Annotated in this window: 1 protein-coding gene; it reads left to right on the top strand. The window is 64.5% G+C overall.

Annotation, left to right across the window (positions count from 1 at the left end; translation table 11 throughout):
* A partial coding sequence (locus tag FFS37_RS35980) for an MBG-2 domain-containing protein (protein ID WP_171026569.1) occupies positions 1–4,091 on the top strand: 4,091 nt, incomplete at both ends.

Here is a 4,091-nt window from a genome sequence, read left to right as displayed (position 1 = left end):
AATTCCGGCACGATCAGTGCCGATGGCGGGACGGTCGAGCTGAAGGCGGCGGCGGTGCGCGATGCGGCGCGCCAGGCGGTCAACATGTCCGGCGTCATCGAGGCGCGCACGGTGTCGGGCCAGTCGGGCTCGATCGTGCTCGGCGGCGATCAGGGCGAGGTCGAAGTTTCGGGCAGGCTCGACGCTTCGGCGGCGAGCGGCGGCAAGGGCGGCAAGATCACGGTGACCGGCCGCAAGCTGAAATTGAAGGCCGCCAAGGTCGACGCCTCGGGTAAGGATGGCGGCGGGACCATCAAGATTGGCGGCGACAAGCAGGGCTCTGGCACGTTGCAGCGGGCCGAGACGACGCAGATCGACGCTGCCACCACGATCGATGCAAGCGCCACTGGCAATGGCGATGGCGGCACCGTCATCGTCTGGTCCGACAATGTGACGACGTTCGCCGGCAAGATTTCGGCGCGCGGCGGCGACGAAGGCGGCAATGGCGGCTTCACCGAAGTGTCTGGCAAGCAGCGGCTGGACTTCACGGGCTCGGCCGATCTCAGGGCGCGCTTCGGCTATACCGGCGATCTTCTGCTGGACCCCTATAACGTGATCATCTCGAACGGGGCCGATACCAGCGGGGTCACCGCCAGCGCCAATGACAGCGTGATCAGCGTCACCACGCTGCAGAACCAGCTGGCGATGGGCAATGTGACGATCTCGACGGGCAGCGGCGGTTCGCAGGCCGGTGACATCACCATTGCTGCGCCGATCAGCTGGAACGACACCACGCTGACGCTCAGCGCCTATCATTCGATCGTCTTCAACGCCGGCGCCACGATCGGCGGCATCGGCGGCCTGTCGCTGATCACCAACAATGGTGGCACCGGCGGCACGATCACTTACGCGCTCGGCGCGAAGTTGAATTTCACCGGCGCGCAAGGGGCGCAGGCTCTGTCGATCAACGGACAGAACTATACGCTGATTTACGACATCAACCAGTTGCAGGCGATCAACAGTAATCTGAACGGCCGCTACGCGCTCGCCAACGACATCGAGGCCAGCTCAACCTATTCCTGGAACGGCCTGCTCGGGTTCACGGCTCTCGGCACCGACGGCAATACCAACATCCAGAACGGCGGCAACGGCTTCAACGGAACCTTCGACGGGCTCGGCCACATCATCAACCAGATCTGGGTGCGGCAGATTCCGGCGAACTATGTCGGTCTGTTCGGCTATGTCGGCGGGGCCGGCGTGGTGCGCAATGTCGGCCTCGTCGACAGCTATACCAGCGGTTCCTTCGACACGGGCGCCATAGCCGGGGTGAACAGGGGTACCATCTCTGGCGTCTGGGCAAGCGGATATCTCCAGGGCGTCAGCGGCTCCGGGGGCCTGGTCGGGACGAACTATGGCACGATCACCCGGTCTTTCTCGACCGTGGCGGTGCAATCGCGCGACGCGAGCGGGGTCGGCGGCATTGCCGGCACCAACAGCGGCACGATAAGCCAGGTGTATGCCAGCGGTTCGGTTCTCGGCGGTGACAGGGTCGGAGGGCTGGTCGGACTGAACCTGGGGTCACTCAGTGACGGTTATTCGACCGGCGCAGTGAACGGAACGATGGGCGCCACCGGCATTGGCGGCAGCGTCGGCTTTTCCTGGGGCACGGTCACGAATGTCTATTTCGACAGCACCACCTCGGGAACGACCACGGGCGTCGGCAGCGGCGGCACGCCAGGTGTCACCAGTACGGGCCTGACCACGGCGCAGTTGCAGGGCGGCGGCGCCACGGCCCTCAGCGCGGCATTCGGTGGCGGGACCGGCGGTCTTTACCCCTACCTGAACAGTTTCTATCCGAATGGCGTGCAGGCGATTTCCGGCGTCGCCTACAAGGACAATGGCGTTACGCCGCTCTCGTCCGGCACGAGACAGCCATACTATGTGAAGAATCCGGGTTTTGTCACCGGCGTCTCGAACGGCGTCGACATCGGCACTGTCACAACCGGCGTCAACGGCTATTATTACATCGCCGTGCCGACCGGCTGGATCAACGACAGCGTTCTTGCCTACACCGTCCGCGATGCCGATCCGAGCAACAGCTCGGGAGCCAAGAACGGCGTGACGTTCCGCACCGGTGTTGCTGCCGGTAGCAATGTCGCGAACCTCAACGTCTACGGCGACTGGCGTCTCGACGAGGCGGACAGCTCGATCACGTCTCTTTCGGCGCTGCAAAGCCTCGCCGCGACGACCGTTGGCTCGACCTATGTCGGCAGCCTGACCTTCGCCAACTGGCAGATCGAGACTGCGGCAACCACCTTCGCGCTCGACCAGGCAATATCGATCGGCAGCGGCACGCTGGCCTTGTCGTCGAACGGCACGGTGACGCAGACCAGCAGCGTGGCGGCGGGCTCGCTTTGGCTCGGCGGCACGGGCGGCTTCAACCTGACCAACGCCGGCAACCAGATCGGCACGATCGCCGGCAATGTCGGGTCGGTAGCCCTTACCGATCTGGGCGGGCTGGTCATCGGCAGTGTCGGCAGCGCCCGTGGCGTGTCCACGGCCGGCGCCACGGCCACTGGGCAGGTCAATCTGCAGACCACGGGCGATCTTACGATCGCCGCCGGCGCCAAGGTCAGCGGCGCCAGTCCCGTTCTTGCCGCCGGCGGCAAGTTCATCAACAGCCGCGGCAGCGACGCCGTGACCGCCACCAGCGGCCGCTGGCTGGTCTACGCGGCGGCGCCCACTGGCAACACATTCGGCAATCTCAACAGCGGCAATACGGCGGTCTGGAACACGACGGCCGGCGGGCCGGTGAGCGCGAGCGGCAACCGCTATGTCTTCGCCTACCAGCCGACGCTGACCTTCACCTCGACCAACACCACCAAGACCTATGGCGACACGACGGTTCCGGCGCTCGCCTACACGGTATCAGGCTATCAGACGGGCGCCGCCAATGCCTATCTCGGCGACAGCGCGGCCAACACATTCACCGGCGCGCCGTCACTGTCCTCCGCCACGTTGCCCGCCGACGAGCAGGTTGGCGGCGGGCCTTATGCGATCACCGTCGGCGCCGGCAGCCTGAGCTCCACGAACGGCTATGCCTTCGCCTTCAACAGTACGGGACTGCTCAGCGTCACCAAACGGGCGATAACCGTCACGGTCGATCCCAACCAGCACAAGACTTATGGCGATGGCGATCCGGCTCTCTACACCTATACGGTTTCGGATCTCGGCAATGGCATCGCTCTGGCAGGCTCGCTCACCCGAGACGCCGGCGAGAACGCCGGCGCCTACGCTATTGGCCGGGGCACGCTGACTGACGCCAACAACACAAATTACGACATCACCTATGTTGGCGCCGATTTCACGATCGGCAAACGGGCCATCACCGTCACCGTCGATCAGGGACAAGGCAAGGTCTACGGCGACAGCGATCCTGCCACCTATACCTACTCCGTCTCCAATCTCGGCGGCTTGACGCTGACGGGCAGCCTTGATCGCGTGGCGGGCGAGAATGCCGGCACCTACGCCATCGGCCAAGGCACGCTCGACGTGTCCAACCCCAACTACATCGTTTCTTTCAACGGCGCTGATTTCACCATCGCCAGGCGCGCGGTGACGGTCACGGCCAATTCCGGCCAGGGCAAGACATACGGCAACGCCGATCCGTCGAGCTACCTGTATACCTACTCCGATCTCGGCACGGGTGTTGCGCTGGTCGGCGCACTCGATCGCACGGCCGGCGAAAATGTCGGCAGCTATGCCATCGGCCAGGGCACGCTGACCAACGCTGCCAATGCGAATTACGACATCACCTTCGAGAGCAGCGCCTTCGCCATCGGCAAGCGGGCGGTCACCGTCACGGCGAGCGCCAACCAGGGCAAGACCTACGGCGATGCCGATCCGTCCTCCTACCTCTATACCTACTCCGATCTCGGCACGGGTGTTGCGCTGGTCGGCGCACTCGATCGCACGGCCGGCGAAAATGTCGGCGGCTATGCCATCGGCCAGGGCACGCTGACCAACGCGGCCAACTCGAATTACGACATCACCTTCGACAGTTCGACCTTCAACATTGGCAAGCGTGCGGTCACCGTCACGGTGAGCGCCAA

The organism is Mesorhizobium comanense (assembly GCF_005503535.1).
Classification (GTDB): Bacteria; Pseudomonadota; Alphaproteobacteria; order Rhizobiales; family Rhizobiaceae; genus Mesorhizobium; species Mesorhizobium comanense.
Note: the sequence above shows the minus strand (reverse complement) of the source record. Positions and strands in the feature narration are given on the sequence as shown.